Source organism: Paenibacillus sp. strain BS8-2 (assembly GCF_054483835.1).
On sequence record NZ_CM137010.1, the window covers coordinates 5,139,377 to 5,157,806 of the forward strand.

At 57.0% G+C, this 18,430-nt stretch carries 7 protein-coding genes and 1 pseudogene; all 8 read right to left on the bottom strand.

Annotated features, from left to right (window positions below; translation table 11 throughout):
* Positions 1-94 precede the first annotated feature (94 nt).
* The 8 genes and pseudogenes from ACX1C1_RS22515 to ACX1C1_RS22550 all read right to left on the bottom strand — a co-directional run bounded on the left by ACX1C1_RS22515 (position 95) and on the right by ACX1C1_RS22550 (position 18,090).
* Positions 95-1,891, bottom strand: a complete 1,797-nt coding sequence (locus tag ACX1C1_RS22515; protein WP_458954370.1) for a cache domain-containing sensor histidine kinase — start codon at positions 1,889-1,891, stop codon at positions 95-97.
* On the bottom strand, positions 1,884-3,512 hold the full coding sequence (locus ACX1C1_RS22520; protein WP_458954371.1) for a response regulator: 1,629 nt from the start codon (positions 3,510-3,512) through the stop codon (positions 1,884-1,886). The genes ACX1C1_RS22515 and ACX1C1_RS22520 overlap by 8 nt, the downstream gene beginning before the upstream one ends.
* Before the next feature lie 257 nt (positions 3,513-3,769).
* Entirely contained in the window at positions 3,770-4,255 is a 486-nt protein-coding gene (locus ACX1C1_RS22525) for a hypothetical protein (protein WP_458954372.1), read from the bottom strand.
* A gap of 15 nt (positions 4,256-4,270) precedes the next feature.
* Positions 4,271-6,058 (bottom strand): hypothetical protein, encoded by a 1,788-nt coding sequence (locus ACX1C1_RS22530; protein WP_458954373.1) that lies wholly within the window; start codon positions 6,056-6,058, stop codon positions 4,271-4,273.
* An 11-nt stretch (positions 6,059-6,069) separates the two neighbouring features.
* The gene (locus ACX1C1_RS22535; RefSeq protein WP_458957768.1) at positions 6,070-6,468 is read right to left on the bottom strand and encodes a thiamine pyrophosphate-dependent enzyme; all 399 of its coding nucleotides are present in this window, start codon (positions 6,466-6,468) and stop codon (positions 6,070-6,072) included.
* Positions 6,469-6,693: 225 nt separating this feature from the next.
* Positions 6,694-7,191, bottom strand: a pseudogene (locus tag ACX1C1_RS22540) (thiamine pyrophosphate-binding protein); the annotation flags it as partial.
* A gap of 123 nt (positions 7,192-7,314) precedes the next feature.
* Entirely contained in the window at positions 7,315-9,858 is a 2,544-nt protein-coding gene (locus tag ACX1C1_RS22545; RefSeq protein WP_458954374.1) for a beta-mannosidase, read from the bottom strand.
* A 264-nt stretch (positions 9,859-10,122) separates the two neighbouring features.
* The gene (locus ACX1C1_RS22550; protein ID WP_458954375.1) at positions 10,123-18,090 is read right to left on the bottom strand and encodes a fibronectin type III domain-containing protein; all 7,968 of its coding nucleotides are present in this window, start codon (positions 18,088-18,090) and stop codon (positions 10,123-10,125) included.
* Positions 18,091-18,430 lie beyond the last annotated feature (340 nt).

Sequence of the window (18,430 nt, forward strand, 5' to 3'; positions counted from 1 at the left end):
TCAAAGTTGTTCTTTACTAGGTGAATCTTAAACAAGAACACAGAAAAAAGCACCTGAATCAAATTCAGGTGCCCATAAGGTCCGCTTTATCCTATTAACCCGCCTGCGCCGGTTCATGGCCGAGAATGGGATGCGTCAGCTCGATCGCGGTCCCCTCCCCTTCCCGGTTCAGTATTCGCAGCCCATATCGCTCTCCGAAATAGATGCTTAGCCGTTCGTGAACGTTGCGCAGGCCGACGCCTTTTCTCTCGCTTGGATCCCCATGGTCCGGGGCTAGCAGCGAAGGCCGAACCTCCTCCGGAATGCCCGGGCCGTTGTCGATGATGTCGAAATGCAAGCTATCATCAATCTTGGAGCCCTTGATTACAATTTTCACCTCATCCCCGGCTCCCGTGAACCGGGTGCCGTGTTTGATCGCGTTTTCCACCAAAGGCTGGAACAGCAGCCGCAGACACTGAAGCTGCATGATGTCGTCATCGATCATATAGACGACGCGAATCGATGTATCCTGTCGCGCCGACAAAATATTGACATAAGCCTTTACGTGCTCGATTTCCCGTTCGACCGTCGACAGCTCGCGGCCGTCGTTCAGACTCAGCCGCAGCAGATTCCCGAGCGAACGGACCATTTCGCTAATGTCGTCGGCATGGCGGCTCTCCGCTTTCCAGCGGATGGCCTCGAGCGTGTTGTACAGGAAATGGGGGTTGATCTGGTGCGTCAAAACCTGGAACTCCAGCTCTTTCTTGTCTTTCGCTTCCTTCTCGGCGCTTTGGACCAGCTCGTCGATTCTTCTCACCAAATTATTGTAACCCAAGTACAACCAGCCGATCTCGTCGCTGCGGCTGACATGCGGCACGCTGGCCAGAAACTCGCCGCGTTCGACGCTTCGCATGGCCTGTACCAGCCGATGGATCGGGTTGGTGAACCGGGTGGTCAAATAACCCACGGTTACGAGGGATAGCCCGGAGTAGAACAACAGGAACAACAGGCTGACGCGTTCGATCCCCGCCACGGGCTTGGTCAGGACGGAAACCGGGAGCAGGCTGACCACCTTCCAGTCGTTATTGGCCACCGGCGCATACGAAACCATGTATTCGGCTCCATCAATGTCGATGGGATTGGATTCGCTCGGCATTTTGCGCAGATAGTCGCGGAGATTCTGGGATTCCACTTTCGTGCCGATCAGGCTTTGATCCTGGTGATACATGATGATGTCCTTGTTATCGACCAGCATGACCTGCTGCTGTTCAAGCTTTCTTAACGGCGCTAAATAATCGCTTAACGTGCTTACCTTAATATCGGCCGACACGTAGCCGAGTGGCCGGCTTTCGCCCAAGCCGTATAATTGTTTGATCTGGGACAGGATTGGCTCCTTGTACAGCGTCTGGTTGTCGACCGGCAGGAATAATTGCCAGAACGGCGATTTCATGACCTTCGCGTTGCTGAACCATTCTTCCATCTCCACGTCGATATTATGGTAGATAGAGTGGGTGAACGTGGGATAACGCCCTGGATCGATCGGGAAGATCCGAATGGAAAAATCATGCGAATTGCTGCTGAGCAGGCTATTATATTGATTGAGCCTTGTTGCGATGTCGAGCTCTTCAAGCGTGCTTGCGGGCGTAATGCCGAGCAAATTCTGCATGTCGGACGAATACATGATTTCGTTCTGCGAATCGCTGACCAGCTCCAGATAATTATCCAGATTCTTGGCGTTTCTCTCCATCATCTGGCTGGAAATGACGGAGCTGACGTCCTGAATCGCCTCTACGGACCTGGAATACGAGAAATAACCGATAAAGATGAACGGAAGCATGATGACCAGAAAAAACAGGATGATAACCTGGTGCCGAATCGAGAATCGGCCCATTCGCAGTCGAAGCTTATTCATGCTGGCTGCCCCTGCTGTTCCGATATTCTTGAGGCGTGCAGCCGAATTTCTTCTTGAACAATTTGGAGAAGTGGACGGGATCTTGGTATCCGGTCATAGAGCTGATCTGATAGATCTTGAGATTGAGGTCGACCAGCAGCTCCGCGGCTTTGGTCATCCGGACGTCTGTCAGATACTCCAGGAAATTCATCTCGGTTTCCTTCTTGAAGAGCTTGCTTAACCAGACGGGCGTCACATGCACATGATCGGCGACCGTCTGGAGCGTCAAATTGTCTTGGTATTGCCGCTGGATGAAGCGCTGCGCTTCGTGAACGATTTGGCTTCTGAAGCCGGATTGCACTCTCATGTTATCCGCGGCCGCCAGCAATTGATCAGTCGTTTCCTTCCATAAAGATTCCAGCGTGTCGAAATGTTCAAGATGCTCCCACAGAACGATGGGATTTTTTTCCCACGACGGTTCTTTCCACCCCGTCGTCTTCTGCGCGGTCCGGAACATCTCGAGCAGCCATTCGAATATGCGCTGCTGAAGATCCTTGGGATGATGAACGTTCCACGTCTTGACCAGTCTCGGAAAAAAAGACATGGCGTCGCGAATGTCTTGATGGCTTCCGTATTTCAGCAGCTCCACCAGATCCTTGGCGTTCGCGAGCTGATTTTCGGCGCGATCGTTGATGCCGGACAAGTCCTCGTCGCCATTGAGCGAGCCGTGCACCTTGTAATACTCCAGATAGCCAGTCGCTTTGCGGTGCAGCTCGAAGAGCTGCGGCACCGACGCTTGGCGCATGTCATATCCCCGGTTGATCCGGATGCGCAGCCGCTCCTTTATCTCTTCGCACGCCGCATCCGACAATTCCGATAGGCTATCGGCGCTTTCGTCGTCGTCGCCGTCTCCGAGCACCAAGATCCAGTCATCGTTTCTGGAACGGAACAGCACGTGCCCATAGGTCAGGCGTACCGCGAACAACTCCTCTAGCAATCTCCCCATGCCAAGGAGCAGCTCTTCTGTTTCGTGCGGCGAATCCTTGGATAACGCTTTCAAGCTATCGACTCTGAATATGACGAGGCTAAGCGGAACATCCGACATCCACTCCAGATTCAACTGTCGCAGCTTCTGTTCGATACGGTGCGAATGGCTTTCGCGGAACGGCTGCTCCGTCAATTCCCGCAGGAGCTCTTCCCTAAGCCGGGGAATCGCCTGCAAGTAGCTTTCCTCCAAGAGGCTCCGACTCCGCTCATCCTCGTTTTGCTCCCGCAAGCGCAAGAGCGAGACGGCCACGGCGTCCGCCAACTCGGTCTTGCTGATCGGCTTCAACAAGTAATCCGATACACCCATCTTCATCGCTTCCCGGGCATAGTGGAATTCATCGTACCCGCTGATCACGATTAAGCCGCCCGTATACTGAATGCGCATCAATTCTTCGATAAACTGAAGACCGCTCATGCGCGGCATCCGGATATCGGTCAAGATGAGATCGGGAGGATAGCGCTTCGCGAGCTCGAGCGCGGTATCTCCGTCATCGGCATCCACCACTTCGTCGACTCCCCATTCCTTCCAAGGAAGTTGGGTGACAAGTCCTTTGCGAATTTCCTTTTCGTCGTCCACGACCAGTACCCTCACCATTCGACCATCCTCCATTCGCGTATTCGCACGGTTACAAGGCAGTCGGACCCCATACCTTATATTTATTATCGCGCATTGTAGACCCGTCCCGTCTATGGGGTAAAAATAAAAAATGAATGGCAAAATTAACTTTTTATTAACATTCGCCACGAAGAAGAGCTGCACCTGCCGAAAACGCAAAAGCGCCGCACCGGAATTCGGTCCGGGACGTTCCCGGCCGAACACTGGTTGCGGCGCCTTGGCGTACAAGGACAACCTCAGATAAAAGTAGGGGTAATATTGGCGGTCAATTCCAGAACGCCGACGATTTCCTCGTCCGAATTGCGGATGGGATAATAAACCGTTTCTCCTGCGTTGCGTTCCCAATGCGTCGGATGACCCTCGAAGGCGCGCAGGATTTCCGGCCACAGCGGCTGAATCACGTAACCTTCCGCCGGCAGCGCCCCTCCGGCCACCATCACTTCTCCCCGCGACGGGTTCTCGGGACGGCGGATCCATAAGGATGCGTACGTTTTCCGCGCGGGATCGATCCTCTCCGTCAACAACAGCATTCGTTTGAGCCCATTGAAGTTTTCTTCCACGAAGTCGACTTCGTCCCCAACGGCGAATTCGCTATATGTTTCTCCAACGATAAGCGGATATTCCCGTCTTTCTTCCGGCATGACGTACTCCAGCATGTCGCCGGGGATGAACAACGCTCCGATTCTCGCGATTTCCATCAGCGAATAAGACATTCGTTCCATCTCTGCTTCAGCCCCCTATCCCAGTAAGTTCCATAGCTTTAGTTTTAACGCGCTGAATACCTCGGGATCTTGCCCTTTGTGCAGAGTCGCCTTCGGGGCTTCGCTGAACATGGCGTTCTCCCATTTGTAAGGAGGCAGGTCCGTTGCGAAGGCTGGCCTGCCCGGCCACCAAGCGTCGTTGTCGACGCCGAGCGATTCGCTTATATGCATCCTCATTGTCTCCCGACCGTTCTCCGGCTGCTCCCGAATCCACTGTTCCATGCAGTCTACCACTTGCATGGCGCCGCGAAGGGTCTTCAGCCTGATCGAAGGAATCGGTCCTTCCATGCCGAATAGCTGGTCGCCGGGGTAAAATACCGTCGTGCTGCCTTCCGAATCCGGCGTTTCGTGCCAGTTGTCGCCCCACTTCGTATTCTCCCAATAGACAAAACCGTCCACTCCCCTCGCGACCGCGGAGAGAGGGGCGATTGCCGTGCCGAGCAGCGTCTGGCCGATCGGCTGCGCGGTGCCGTAAGTCCACACCTCACTGCCCGCGTCGCGAATCGGACCGAGGCCCTCGGGAAACCAAGAGAAAATCTGCTCGTTGACGACCCACAGCTTGATGATTTCCGCATATTTCTCGAAGTGCAGGCCGTAGCTCCAGCTGGAGTCGGTTCGGAACACGAATTGCGCTCCCTCTTCCTTCTCGAACACTTCCTTGGACAACTCGTAGAAGATGTCGTTGACTTTCTCGTCCCACAAGAAGCGGGTTTCGTCGCCGTCGTAAGGGAACAGCTTGTAACGTTTTTTATGGTTCAGGAAAAGCTCGAATTTGGTGCTCAGCCAGCCTTTTTCCGTAAAGTGGCGGTAGAATTCCTCCATGATGGACGAGAACTCCGTACGGTAGCCTTTCATCCCGAACTTGGCATAGTCGGCGGGCCAATGGAAATTAAACGGCAAATACATGTAGGGCAGCGGGATCGCGCCCCGCTTCGTCTCTTTGAACGCGGAGCCGTCGAGATAAGGACCGAAGTGCTCGTCGAACCTCGACCAGTCCTTCACGCGCATCTCCTTTCCTTTGCCTTCCAGCTCGGGAATATATGCGGGAGGAATCTTGCCGGAATGTTCGTAAGGCAAATAATGAAGCAATGCCCGATGTTCGTGCGCCATGCGGTAAAACTGGCTTTCCACCCGATTGTAGGTGCCGTCCTCGTACCGGTTCTCGTTGGCGCGCAGACTGGCCATTCTTCGCGAAATATTGTCGGCATAGCTGTTCAAATCCGCGATGATGAGCGATTCGTCGGGCACCAAGGTTTCGAGAGCTTTCACCCGAAGAACGTGCGTATCGGTAGCGTCGCCGGCCGTTACATGGATCGCGCCGGTATATTCCCCTGCGTGAACGTCCGAAGGGATGAACAGATCGACCCACAGCACCGCGAATGCTTGGTCAGGCACCGCGTTCCGCTGCGTAATGGATGCGAGCGTGCGCGCCTCCGGCTCTTCGATCGCGAGCGGCACCAACGCATCGGGATAATATTTGCCCTGCACGCGATGATACCACTCCGCGTAGAAGGTAAATTCCTCGCCGGGGATCGCGCCGCGCTCGCCGCTCAAGGCATCCGCCCGGACGCTGAACGAGGAGTCCGGCGCGCCGTCCAGCCGCAAGGCAATTTGGAAGGATACATAAGCATTGCGCGGCGAAACCAGGCTTGCCGAAGCCTCCGACAAGTCGGCTAGGGACCTGATGCGGGCATGCTGCTCCAGCACGTCGCCGGTCTGTGGACAAATACGGATCATATCCGGTAATAAGTAACTGTTTTTCATGTCCTGTCTCCTTATCGCTCTAATGTGTCAGATCGTTCAAGCGCGAATTCCACGAGAACGGGTCCTTTTTCTTTCATGGCCTTCGCCCATGCCTCTTCCGCTTCTTCCGCCCGTTCCGCCCGAAGACCTTTGATCCCGAACGCTTCCGCCAGCTTGACGAAATCGGGACTGGCTCCTCCGGAAGACTTCGCTTCCGAGAAAACGACGATTCGGAGCGGAATGCCGTTAATCGCGCATACCGCCATTTCCTGCGCGTTTTTCTGCAGTCCGAATTCTCCGTTGATCGAGACGACCGTTCGTTCCGGATAGGCGAGCCCCGCTCCGATGGCTGCCGGCAGGCTATAACCCGGCGCCTCCATCCCGATGGGACAAATCAGAGTGCGAGCCGGCCATACGTCCTTGGCGAGCATCGCGTGAAACCTTATTTCGTCGACCGTCACGATGCCGTCTTCGGGCAAGGTGTCGCGGATGAGCCTCAAGACGGACTCGACCTGCTCGCCGATGCCGCGTTCGCCTCCTTCGGCGATTGTTTCCGGGTCGCTTTCCGGTTCGCTTTCCGGGGGCTCCGCTTGAACGGACTCGGACTCCGTGAGCTCGGCGCCGTATCGAGGCGTATCGTCATGGGTCTTCCGATAACGAAAAGCTTTTTTTTGCGCGGAAATGTCTTTCGGAATATCGACAAGCACCGGACCCGGCACTCCGCTCGCCGCGATCCGGAACGCTTTCCGAACGGTGTCCGGAATATCCGCGGCGTTGGAGACGTAATAGCTGTGCTTGGTAATGGAAAGCGTCATGCCGATGATGTCCGCCTCCTGGAACGCATCCGTTCCTTTAAGGCTGAACGGAACGTTTCCCGTAATGACGACCAGAGGGATATGATCCCTATGCGCGACGGCGATCCCGGTAATCAAATTAGTTGCTCCCGGCCCGGAAGTGGCGATGCAGACCCCCGTTTTGCCGGATGCCCTGGCATAGCCGTCCGCGGCGTGAATCGCCCCTTGCTCGTGCCGTGCGAGCATATGCCTAAACCGGTCGTCGTAATCCCGGATCGCGTCATAGATATACAGGACGGCCCCGCCGGGATAGCCGAATACGCATTCTACGTTCTCCAGGAGAAGGCTGCGCATCAGCATTTCGGAACCGGAGATGACGTCGGGCCGCAGAAGCTTCTCCGCCAGCCGTTCGTGCGTGTCGGTGCGAATGGTGCCCACCGGCCTTCCCTCCTTTGCCTGTTCGGCGGCATGCGCCGCCCGAATCTAATCGTTCTTGCTTCCGTTCAATGCGCGGATGACGATGTCGTCCATGGTTACTTTCGTGCCCTTCCGGTTGTTCACGACGATCTTTTTGCTCTCCCCCGGCAGGATATTGAAGTAGTTGTCGGAGAACATCGTATGATCGACGGGACATTCCAGCTTCACGAACCGGGCGAAGCAATCGGTAGTCAACGTGATTTCGATGGAGTCGGCACGGACTTCGTGTTCGGTCTTCAGACGGCAAGGACTGAACCGCAGATCCTTGTGCTCCGCAAAGAAGAAATGATTGTCGTGCACATCCGCGCGTTCGCTCCGCACCGCCATGAAATGGCTTCTCCTATCGATTACGCCAAGCCGCCACTCCACCTCGGCCGGACTGAATTCGGTGACCCGCATAGAAGAGTTCGGCTCCACGACGACGGAATACGCGCGTTCGAAGGTTCCGTTGCCGAAACAATTCCGCACGCTGACGGTCAGGGTATCCTCGTAACGCTCCATGCTGTCGTTCGTGACCCATACCGAGATCGCTCCGCCCTCTTCTTTGAAGGATAACAGAATGGGATGATAGAACCGGCGGGCGTAGTAGTACGACGCTTTCGGGAACAAATAATAATCGATCAAGCTCCAACTGATGCCGGGCCAAATGTCGTTCAGCTGCCAGATCAGCGCCCCGCTGTTCTCCGGCTTTCTTCTGCGGAAATGCTCCACGCCGAATTTCAGACCCTCCGCCTGGCACAGCATCGAGAAATCGATGTATTGGTCCAGATCGCGGGGCAGCCCGGAGTATCCCGCCATCGTGATGTCGGCTTTTTCCGGTTCGTAATCCTTGTTCCGGTAATCCAGCTCGAAGCTGCCGTAATAGAGCTCGGACTTAGGGATATTGCGGAGCAGCGTTTCCTTCACCGTGCTTCCGTGAATGCCGAATTCGCTGCTGAATTTCGACGTATCATCCGCGTACCTGCGGTACGAAATGCCGTAAGGCGATACGTCCATCTTGGGCTGCTCCCCGTACCTGCGGGGATACACGTCGCCGGCCCATACCGCCCAGTTGTGCGTATCTCCCTCGGTGAAGCTGTTGGGATCGTTGCCGCCCCAAGGGGAGCTCGGCCAGTACAAGCGGGTCGGGTCCAATTCACGAAGCAGTTCGGGAATCAACTCATGGAATATCTTTTCGCCGTAAAAGCGGTAATCGCTTCGGCCATACATTTTCTCGCTATGAATCGCCTGGCTCTCGTTGTTGCCCGCCCATATCGCGATGCATGGGTAATTGCGGAGCGCCTTCGTATTCACGATAATTTCCTTCCGCACGTTGGCCATAAACACGGGATCGTAATCCGGAAGCTCGCTGCACGAAAACATAAAATCCTGCCAAACGAGCAGCCCCTGCCGGGAGCACTCGTTGTAAAACGCTGCATTCTCGTAAATGCCGCCGCCCCAGATACGAAGCATATTCATGTTCGCTTCCCTAGAGAGACTAATCAGATCGGCATATCGCTCGTCGGTAATGGCCCCTACGGAATGATGGGCGGGTATCCAGTTCGCGCCTTTCGCGTAGATGTCCCTGCCATTCAACCGGAAGGTAAACCTCGGACTTCCGCTCTCCGTCTGCCGGATGACCTCGATAGTCCGAATGCCGACCTCCTCGACCTTCGTATCGAGCAGCTCGTCATCCGCTTTCAGCCTGACCGTCAGCTCGTACAGGAACGGATCGCCATGGTCGAAGGTCCACCAGAGCTCGGGATCTCGAACCGTGAAGCGGATGGCCGCGCGTCCTTCTTCAATCCGCGTTTCATGCCGCACCGTCCGGGACTTGCCTTTCAAGCTGATTTCGGCCGAAAGCGGACGTTCCTCCCCGAATTCGGAGATCTCGATCTCCACCTCTACCTCTGCGCCGTCCGGCCCCAGCGACAGCGTTTTCATGAACAGGTGATCGATACGTGCCTTTCCGACGATCTGCAGCCAGGCGTCTCGCCATATGCCGGCCGTCACGACCCGCGGACCCCAATCCCATGAGAAATGGCACGCGCATTTGCGAAGCCAGATGCGTTCGTAATTGACTTTCGACCAGAAGCGGGAGACGTCTTGCTCCGCGGCGTACGCCACGGCGGAATCGAAGCGGACGACCGCGACATTGCCTCGCTTCTTCAGCTTCCCAGTCATATCGGCTTGGACGGGCACGAACATATTGTCGGAGACCGCGACGGATTCTCCGTTCACGAATACCTCCGCCAGCGTATCGAGACCGTCGAATTTCAGCACGACTGCGGCGTCTCCCACCTCTTCTTGCAGATCGAATTCCATCCGGTATACCCATATTTTCCGCTCGATCCATCTGCATGCCTGGTCGTTCGTCGAGTAATACGGATCCTCGATGACTCCGTGCGCAAGAAGCGTGGAATGAACGTCTCCCGGCACCTTGATATCCAGCCATTCACCTTCGCTGAAGCCGGGCAAGTGAATGTCGTCCGGGATTTGCTCCTTGGCTTCGAAGCCGTGCAGCTTCCATTGTTGGTCGAGCTTGATATACCGCGTTTGTAACAACGTCATCTTCTTCTTACCGCCTCCCGTGCCTATTTCGTCATTCGCTGCTATCTACCATGGTATAGCGAACGGCTTCCCCGATATACGGGGCAATGCTGACTTTTACTAGGAAACTATTATCTTCATCCGTTATGGGCCAGGCGACTGTTTCAGCTCGACTTCGATTGTTTGCAGTTACGCAAATTCATCCCCTCGTTTTCCCTATCGTTACATAAATATTAGTTGAAAAAAAAGCCGCCGTTGCAATCGCAGCGGCGGCTTCTCCTCTCTTTATTGCCCTATGACGTAAAATTCAGCGATGCTCCACCAGCCGGATTGCGAGCCGGTCGGCGTAATTCGCACGTACCTGGCGGATACCGGCGTGAAGCTAGCCGTGACGGAGCCGATTCCCGTACCATCGGCCGTGCCGGCTACGCTCCATGTCGTGCTGTCGGTCGACGTTTCGATGGTATAGTCGACGCCGAAATTATCCGGGAACGTTCCCTTATGGAAGTAGAGTCCTTCGACCGTATACGCCGCCTTCATATCCACCTGATAGTAGGAAGAAGGCGAATGGCTTGTAGCATACCAACGTGTGCCACCGTTCCCGTCCAGCGGGTTCAGCGTATATGCATTGTTCGAACCCGATCCCGTCCAGCCGGTCCGCGCCAGCGCGCCGGCAGGAGGCGTCTCGAGCGTTCTTACGCTGATCGCGGCGCTTGAAGCGGATTCGTTGCTGGACGTGTCTACCGCTTTGATCGTAATCGAATACGCCGTATTCGGGGTAAGGCTGCTCGCGACATACGTCGTCCCGGCCACGAGTGAGCCATTGACCTTCGTCCCGCCGATATAGATGTCGTAACCCGCGACGGCAACGTTGTCCGTCGAGGCGGTCCAGCTTAGCGTGATCGCCGTATCGGTGCGCGATGCGGCTTGGAAGCCGGCTGGCACGCTAGGCGCCGTCGTGTCTGCCGGGACAGCGCTCGCCGTCGTCACCGAGACGGCGTTGCTGGCATCCGATTCGTTCGACGACGCATCGACGGCTTTCACCGTGAAGGCGTAAAGCGTCGAAGCCGCAAGGTCCATTACCGTATACGACGTGCCTTCGATCAGGCTAACGTTAACCTTCGACGATCCGACGTATACGTCGTAACCGGCAACGGCAACGTTGTCGGTCGCCGCCGTCCAGCTCAGCGATACGGTGGAAGCCGTGAAGCCCGTGCCCGAAAGCGTCGGAGCGCTTGGCGGAATGAGATCCGGCACCGCGTCCGTCGTGACGGATAAGGCGCTGCTTGCCGCGGATTCGTTGCCCGCAAGATCTCTTGCCTTGACCGTGAACGAATAAGACGTGGCGGGAACTAGGTTGTAGGCGGCATAGCTTGCGCCAGCAACCGGCCGCGCGTTCAGCTTCGTCCCGCCGGCATAGATGTCATAGCCGACGACTCCGACGTTATCCGTCGAAGGCGTCCAATACAAGGAGACCGTCGTCGCCGTCTTACCGGCCGAGGTCAGGCCGGTCGGCGCTTGCGGCGCCGTCGCGTCGGCAGGAGGAGAACCGGACTCCGTGGCCCCAAGATCGTAGCCCGCGCCGATCGGACGCGCAATGCCGCGCCGGTCTATCGGCACGAGCGCCGGCAAGGATAGGCCGGTATCGATGGCACTGGCCGCGGTGACCGTGTTCAGCGCGTAGTCGCCCGCATTCGGATTGACATACCATGACGAAGTCGCCGTGACGATGTTGTTGGACTCGACGTAGTTGCCGCTGTCCCGTTTTTTGAGCGCTTTGTCCGCTATATTGTTTCGAATCTCCCCGTTGCTTCCGGCAAAGCGGGATTCAATGCCTCCGACGCTAACGCCCGGAGCGATGTTGATCAGCGTATTGTTCAGCACCTTGAAGTCCGTCGATTTGGACAAATAAATGCCGGCGTCGTCGGTGTTGTGGATCACGTTGTTGCGAATGATGCCGCCGTAATGCTCGAAGTCCTGAACGCCGCCCCTAAAGTACTGAGCCGCGGTGAGACCGCCTCCGAACGAGATCGCGATGTCGCTGCCCTTGATGACGTTGTTCTCGAAGACCGTGTCGATCGAGCCGCCCTTCGCGAACAACGCGTAGGCAACCGAACCGGAGGTCGGATAATACGCGTTATGAACCGTGTTGCCTCTCACGACCCAGCCTCTTGCGGCGATAATGTCGACCGCTTCGACGGCTCCCCGCTTGCCGCCGTCTGTGTAGCCCAGGAAGGAATTCTCGATGAGGCCGTAGTCGGTATACATCGCCCCGCTCGTATGCACGTTGGCGGTTACTTTGAACGCGCCTTCGCCGAGGTCCCAACCGCGGAAGTTGTCGGCATGGAAGTAGTAGGAACCGGAATTCACCTGTACGGCGTGGTAGTTAAAATCTTTGATCGTCAGATCGCGAATCGTGAAGTAGTTGGAATCGTTGACCCGAATGGAAATATCCAGCCCGCTCGTGATGCCGGGTCCGGTCAAGACGGTATCGCCGTAATTCGCGGTGGACCCTTGGATCGTGATGTGGTCTTTCCCCGTAACCGCGATGGAGGCCGATTGCGAATAGTTCCCGGCCGCCAGCGTAATAATGCGTCCGGACGCCGGAGCCGTGTCGATCGCCTCCTGAAGATCGGCGAGCGAGTCGACCGTTACGCTGTCCGGAGTCGCGTATGCGGTCGTCGCGACCGCGACGTTCGAGACCAGAGAAACGTTGCCGACATCGTCTGTTGTGCGGACAGCCAAGTAATACGTCGTATTCGGCGCCAGCTCGTTGGCCTGATAAGACATGGCGGTTCCGGCGGTCAGCTGCCGCAGCTCGTCGATCGCTTCCGTCGCCGTGCTCCAAGTCGATTCCGTGATGGGAGAGGTGGCGTAACGCACTTCATACGACTTCGCCGTACCCGCCGTTCCGTCATCGCCCGGCGCCGTCCACCCTAGACGGATGCTTTTGGGTCCCGTACGCAGCACCGCGAGATCGGCGATCGCCGCTGGAGGTACGAGATCCGTATTTGTGATCGTCGCCGTTACGACATTGGACAAACCGGAAATATTGTTTGCCGTATCCACGGTTTTTAAGGCAAAATAATACGTCGCGTTCGTCGTCAAACCGCCGACGACCATCGACTCCAGCCCTCCTGCCGCTTTGGGTAATGGGAGACCGGCTACAGGCACGGCCGAATTCCACGCGGCTTCCGTAATCGGGGAATTCGAATACCTCAGCTCATACTTCTTCGCTTGCCCGGATGTGCCGTTGTCTCCCGGCGCCGTCCAGGACAGCTCGATGCTGTCGAACGTCATGGACACGTTGGTCAAATTCGCGACGTTCGCCGGCGGAGTGTTATCGCCGGGATCCGCGTAGGCTTCGAACTCGATCGGGGTATTGACGGCATGCGACGAGCTATCCACGCGAACGTGCCCGTTCCCCCAAACTCTCGCGTATCTAGTGTTAACCGGCGTTCCAAGGTCGAACCACGTCCCGACGCCTCCCGGCGGCTCTTGGAACTCGGGATCCGTTCCCGCTCCGAGCCCTACGGAATTATTGGCGTCGTTGTTGTAGACGACCGTCACGCCCGACGAGAACGTCGGATTGTTCGAGAGCAGCACGATGACGTCCTTGTTCGTGCGATAGACGGAGGCGGAGCTGCCCCAATCGTTTACAATGCGCAGTCGATTAAGCGTATACGCCGCGCCTAGATCAACCTGGTAGTATTGAGGTCCGCTCGTCGTGCGTATGCCGGCGTAGCCGGAAGAGCTGGCCGATTGGCCGTCCGTTACGACGCCGAGGGAACCTCCGAACAAGTCGGACGAGCTGGCCGTGACCGTCTTGTTAAGCGCCACGTTCACGCCGGCAGCTGTCTTCAGCGTGGCCGCGTTCGACAAAGCGGACACGTTGCCCGCGTCGTCCGCGACCTTCATCGCGAAGTGGTACGTCGTATTCACGCTTAAACCGTACAACGTGAAGCTTTGACTCGTCCCCGGCGCCGCGGGGAGAGGCTCGCCGGACACTTGGGTCGCGCCGCTCCAATTCGCGGCCGTGATCGGCGACGTGCTATAACGGATGTCGTAGTCGGATGCCGGACGGACCATGCCGTCGTCGCCGGTCGCCGTCCACGACAGATCGACCGACTTGTTCGTCGGGTTGGATGCGGCAAGGTTCGAGACCGCGGCAGGCGGCATCGCGTCCGTTCCGTCCTCCACCAACAGGAACGGCTGATTGACGGTGCTCTCCGAGCTTTCGAACGTTACCGTATATTTCGTATTCGCGATATCGGCCAGACGAAGCGTGACGACTTTGTCGCCGGCCAGTTGGCTGTTGACGAAGTCCGTCACGTCCACCGCGATGACGCCAGCGGCGTTTGCAATAAACGTGCCCAAATTGATCTCGTTCGAGATGTCAGGCTGCACCGTGTTCTTTGCCGTGGCTTCGGACCAATTGTCGTCGAGCACGCCGAAGACGGTAACCGGAATCGTAGGCAGCTGCGTGCTCCTGATGTTGAGATACAGCTTCGCGTTCCAGGACGATGCCTGCGTAAAGTTCGCGAGATTGAACTTCAAGTACGCGTACAGATTTTCATTTACTCCCGTATATTGCTTCACGAGCAGTTGCGCGGCATTGCCGTACACGCTTCCTCCATAAATATACGTGTCGTCGGTCGCGTTAAATTCCTTTGTGCTCGTGCCGTTCGTCGTCACGGCAAGCACGTTCGAGAGGCCCGACTCCTGGCTCATGTCGTCGGTCGTCTTGATCGCGAAGTAATACGTTCCGCCCGCCGGAATGCCGTAATAGGTGTAGGTCTGCGTCGTGCCAGCCACCGCGGGAACCGGCTCGTGCGGCAGCGGCTTGGCCGCGTTCCAGTTCGCTTCCGTAATGGGTGACGTGCTGTAGCGGAGATCGTACGAGAAGGCCGTTCCAGTCGTTCCGTCGTCGCCCGGAGCGGTCCAAGTCAGCTTTGCCGTCCGCATCGTGACGTCGACCGCGCTTAAGTTCGCGATATCCGCCGGAGGAGTCGTCTCGTCCGGATGGAACTCCACCGCGCCGATGTCGAAGCCGGAGCCGTACGGCCGGGCATTGCCGTAGAAATCCGTCGGCACTTCGGCAGGCAGCGACATGCCGGCGTTTAACGCCGCGGTCGCCTTAATCGGGTTCAGGCGATAGTCGCCGCTTGCCGCATCGACCATGAAGTCGATCGTCGCGTTCGTGATGTTATTGGCGGCCGTATTCGTGCCGGAATCCCTGTTTTTAATAATGCCGTTCATGAGGTTGTTGTAGATAAAGCCGTGGCTCTGCGCGTATCTGGATTCGATGGCGCCGACTCCCGAGCCCACGTTGAATATGGTATTGTTGTACGCTTTGAAATTCGTCGCCTTGTTCATGTAGATCGCGGCATCCGTCGTATTGATAATGACGTTGTTCCGGATGATGCCGTCGTAATGCTCGTAAGTGCCGTCGCCATGGCGGAAAAAGCTTGCTCCTGTACCGCCGCCGCCGAATGAGATCGCCGTGAAATTGTTGCGGAATTCATTGTTCTCGACCACGGTGCCGCGCGATCCGCCTTTTGCGAACACGGCGTACGCCACCCCGTTGCCGACGCTCTTGTACGTATTCTCGAACGTGTTGTTCTGAACCTTCCAGTGGAACCCGGCAATGATGTCGATCGCTTCGACGGCGTTGTTATTGCCGGCCGTCGTGTAGCCGAGCCTCGAGTTCTTGACGACTCCGTAGTCCGAATAAGGAGCTCCTTCCGTCCAAGGCTGAGCCGTGACCTTGAAGCCGCCTTCGCCGTGATCCCACGCCACGATGTTGTCCGCCATGAAGTAGTTGGAGCCTAAGTTGATCTTGAAACCGTGGTATTTCGTGTCCTGTACCCGCAGGTTTTTGATCGTGAGGTAATGGGAATCGTTGACGTCGAAAATTTGCCCGAGCGAGCTCGTCATGCCCGGTCCTTTGAGTACCGTATCCTCCGGATCGGACGTTGCTCCTTGGATCGTCACATTGTCCTTTCCGTTGATGGATATTTGAGTCGTCACGTTATAGACGCCGGCAGCCAACGTGATGACGCGTCCCGACTGCGGCGCCGCATTGATCGCGCTCTGGAGCGCGGAAAGGGAGCCCACCGTAACCGCGTCCGGCGAAGGTGCCGTCGTCGTGGCGCTTGCGACGTTGGAGATGGCGGATACGTTACCCGCCGCATCCTTCGTTTTTACGGCGAAGTAATACGTCGTGTTCGCGTTCAGCTCGATCGCGGGGTACTTCATCGTCGTCCCGGGATCAAGCTGCAGCAGCTCCTCCACCCCTTCCGACGCCGAGCTCCAATTCGCCGCCGTAATCGGAGACGTGGAGTAGCGCACCTCGTACGAGGCGGCTCTGCCTACAGCGAGATCATCCCCTGGCGCCGTCCAGGACAGCTGAATGCTCTTGCTGTTCGCGCGGGAGGCAGTTAGGTTCGTGATCGTCGCCGGCGCGACGCTGTCCGAAGCCGGCGTCGTGACCGTCACGACGTTCGATATTGCTGAAACGTTCGCCTCGTCCTTGGCCTTCATCGCGAAGTAATACGTGGCATTCGGCTGCAGCCCGCCGAAGCCAAAAGTCTGGGTCGTCCCCGCCAAAGCTGGCGCCGGCGCGCCGGCCATCGACGTTGCTGCGTCAAAGTTGCCGGAAGTTATGGGCGAAGCGGAAAAACGGAAGTCGTATTCGAACGCGGTGCCCGTCGTTCCGTCGTTGCCCGGCGCCGTCCATTGCAGCTGGACGCTCTTCCAGCCGACGCTTGGCGCCGTCAGGTTCGTCACCGCCGAAGGCGCCGTGACGTCCTTCGACTTCGCGAAAACTTGAAGCTCCACCGGCGTATTGACCGCGTTCGTTGTCCCGTTGACCCGTGTATGTCCGTTGGCCCAATAGCGGACGTACCGCGCGGTTGTCGGTGTCGCCAGCGGAATGTGCAAGCCGGCCCCGTCGATCGGCTCGATGTACAGCGGGTCGCTGCCCGCGCCGAGACCGAGCGTATTGTCGGCATCGTTATTGAAGATCGTCGTCACGCCGGTCGTGAACGCGGCGTTCGCGGCGAGCTGAACGACGTAATCATGCCCGTAACGATACGAGGTCGCGTCGCCTCCCCAGTCGCTCCGGATGTTCACGCCGACGATGTCGTAGCTGTCCGCCAAATCGACTTGGACGTATTTGGGACCGTCGGTTGTCGAGACTAAGGCATAATCGCCTCGCGTCAGGTTCCCGTTCGTTACGTAGGACAACGCTCCGCCGCTGGCGGTGCCGTTCGACGTCACCGTTTTGTTCAACGCGGCGTTGACCGAGGTCAGAAGCGTGGCTTCTGCCTGGCCCGACAACGCGGAAGCGTCGATACGACCATTGACCGTCTTGATCGCGAAGTAGAGCTTCTTATTGATCGGAAGGTTTTGCAGAACCAACTGCTGAGTCGCGCTGGCCGCCCCTACGGATGGTTCGCCGACGACCCGCGTTACGACGGAGCCGTTATTCCAGTTGCCTTCCGTAATCGGCACGGCGGCGTACCGGATGTCGTACCCCGTGATGCCGCTCGGACCCGGGCTGACCCAGGACAGTTTGACCGAATTCACTCCGATGTCGAGGGCGGAGAGCGAGGAAATCGCGGGAAGAGCCGTGTTCAGCCCTGGCATCTGAGCATAGACTTCGACTTCCACCGGCGTATTCGTCGCGTTGTAGGCGCTTGTTCCCGACCGGGTATGGCCGTTGGCCCAATAACGAACGTATTGCGCGGTAGTCGGACTGCCGAGCGTCACGGTTAATCCCGCTCCGGTCGAAGGCTCTACGTATTCCGCGTCGGTACCGGCGCCGAGACCGGCGCTGTTGTCGGCGTCGTTGTTGTAAATGGTCGTGACGCCGGTCGCAAACGTTGGATCATTGGACAGCTGCACGATCAAATCCTTGCCGGTACGCGGCGCCTCCGGATTATAATCGTTAAGAATGTTCACTTTCGTCACGCTGTGGGGTTCTCCGAGATTCAATTGGATGTACTTGGCAACGGAGTCCGTCCCGATGAGCGCGTACTCCGACGATGTTCGGTCGCCGTCCGTCAAGACGGACAGCCGCTTGCCGTTCCGCGCGGCGATCCCGTTCGTGCTAATGTCCGTAATGCCTCTTGCTACGTTCACTTCTACGGATGCCGCGGAAACCGATGCGGGGGATGGAGCGAGGTACGCCAGACTGGCGAGCAGCGTCGTGCAGGTTAACAATGAAATCGTTTTCATAACCCTTCTCATTTCTTACACCACCTTCAACGTAAATGGCGAAGCAATTGCCTCATATTCTGAAAGAACGAGCAATTCCACCTCCTTTACCCAAAGTGGCGTGCGCAAGGGCGTATGTAGTTCTAAAGCTGCAACTATAGTATAGGGGGATGATCCGTTAACGAGTTATGAGGCAAGTATGACTTATACCGAGTTAGATTTATCTTGTTATTCGATTTTTTTCGATAAGGAATCCATTATCCTCGGCCTCTCCGCGATGAGCGAACGCGTTTAGTCGAAGGATTGTTCGCCAAATAGAAAGGCCGCCGCCTCGTGGCGGCGGACCTGTCTGCGCGTGAAAATGGTCTAACGG

Coding starts and splice junctions, on each gene's coding strand:
- ACX1C1_RS22515 (WP_458954370.1), bottom strand. CDS start 1,891: ATGAATAAGCTTCGACTGCGAATGGGCCGATTCTCGATTCGGCACCAG.
- ACX1C1_RS22520 (WP_458954371.1), bottom strand. CDS start 3,512: ATGGTGAGGGTACTGGTCGTGGACGACGAAAAGGAAATTCGCAAAGGA.
- ACX1C1_RS22525 (WP_458954372.1), bottom strand. CDS start 4,255: ATGGAACGAATGTCTTATTCGCTGATGGAAATCGCGAGAATCGGAGCG.
- ACX1C1_RS22530 (WP_458954373.1), bottom strand. CDS start 6,058: ATGAAAAACAGTTACTTATTACCGGATATGATCCGTATTTGTCCACAG.
- ACX1C1_RS22535 (WP_458957768.1), bottom strand. CDS start 6,468: ATGCTCGCCAAGGACGTATGGCCGGCTCGCACTCTGATTTGTCCCATC.
- ACX1C1_RS22545 (WP_458954374.1), bottom strand. CDS start 9,858: ATGACGTTGTTACAAACGCGGTATATCAAGCTCGACCAACAATGGAAG.
- ACX1C1_RS22550 (WP_458954375.1), bottom strand. CDS start 18,090: ATGAGAAGGGTTATGAAAACGATTTCATTGTTAACCTGCACGACGCTG.